This is a genomic window from Prescottella equi, assembly GCF_020171745.1.
In the GTDB taxonomy this organism is placed as follows: Bacteria; Actinomycetota; Actinomycetes; order Mycobacteriales; family Mycobacteriaceae; genus Prescottella; species Prescottella equi_A.
In genome coordinates this window covers 1-1,455 of record NZ_JAIVAH010000043.1, presented here as the reverse complement: position 1 = coordinate 1,455, position 1,455 = coordinate 1, and the positions used below count along the sequence as shown (strand labels likewise).

At 55.1% G+C, this 1,455-nt stretch carries 1 rRNA gene; it reads right to left on the bottom strand.

The features are described from left to right. Positions 1 to 66: 66 nt before the first annotated feature. A 23S ribosomal RNA gene (locus LCL87_RS25510) occupies positions 67 to 1,455 on the bottom strand; the annotation flags it as partial.

Below are 1,455 nucleotides of genomic sequence, written 5' to 3'. Positions count from 1 at the left end.
GAATGTTGGGGGTGAATGATATCTGTGTGTTGTTTCAGATACCGCACAGTGGACGCGTAGCTTCTTTGTGGTAAGTCCTCGGCCTATTAGTACCAGTCACCTCCATCCGTTACCGGACTTCCAGTTCTGGCCTATCAACCCGGTGGTCTGCCGGGGGCCTTACCCCCTCGAGGGGGTGAGAAACCTCATCTTGGAACAGGCTTCCCGCTTAGATGCTTTCAGCGGTTATCCCTTCCGAACGTAGCTAACCAGCAGTGCTCCTGGCGGAACAACTGGCACACCAGAGGTTCGTCCGTCCCGGTCCTCTCGTACTAGGGACAGCCTTCCTCAAGTTTCTAACGCGCGCGGCGGATAGAGACCGAACTGTCTCACGACGTTCTAAACCCAGCTCGCGTGCCGCTTTAATGGGCGAACAGCCCAACCCTTGGGACCTACTCCAGCCCCAGGATGCGACGAGCCGACATCGAGGTGCCAAACCATCCCGTCGATATGGACTCTTGGGGAAGATCAGCCTGTTATCCCCGGGGTACCTTTTATCCGTTGAGCGACACCGCTTCCACTTGCCGGTGCCGGATCACTAGTCCCGACTTTCGTCCCTGCTCGACCTGTCAGTCTCACAGTCAAGCTCCCTTGTGCACTTGCACTCGACACCTGATTGCCAACCAGGCTGAGGGAACCTTTGGGCGCCTCCGTTACATTTTGGGAGGCAACCGCCCCAGTTAAACTACCCACCAGGCACTGTCCCTGAACCAGATCATGGTCCGAGGTTAGATGTCCAATACGATCAGAGTGGTATTTCAACAACGACTCCACGAACACTGGCGTGCCCGCTTCACAGTCTCCCACCTATCCTACACAAACCGAACCGAACACCAATACCAAGCTATAGTGAAGGTCCCGGGGTCTTTTCGTCCTGCCGCGCGTAACGAGCATCTTTACTCGTAATGCAATTTCGCCGAGTCTGTGGTTGAGACAGCAGAGAAGTCGTTACGCCATTCGTGCAGGTCGGAACTTACCCGACAAGGAATTTCGCTACCTTAGGATGGTTATAGTTACCACCGCCGTTTACTGGGGCTTAAATTCTCAGCTTCGCCATTACTGGCTAACCGGTCCTCTTAACCTTCCAGCACCGGGCAGGCGTCAGTCCGTATACATCGTCTTACGACTTCGCACGGACCTGTGTTTTTAGTAAACAGTCGCTTCTCTCTGGTCTCTGCGGCCCCACCCAGCTCAGGAAGCAAGTTCCGTCACCAGACGAGGCCCCCCTTCTCCCGAAGTTACGGGGGCATTTTGCCGAGTTCCTTAACCACAGTTATCTCGATCGCCTTAGTATTCTCTACCTGACCACCTGTGTCGGTTTGGGGTACGGGCCGTGTGAAAGCTCGCTAGAGGCTTTTCTCGGCAGCATAGGATCACTGAATTCGCCTCAATCGGCTACGCATCACGTCTCAGGCT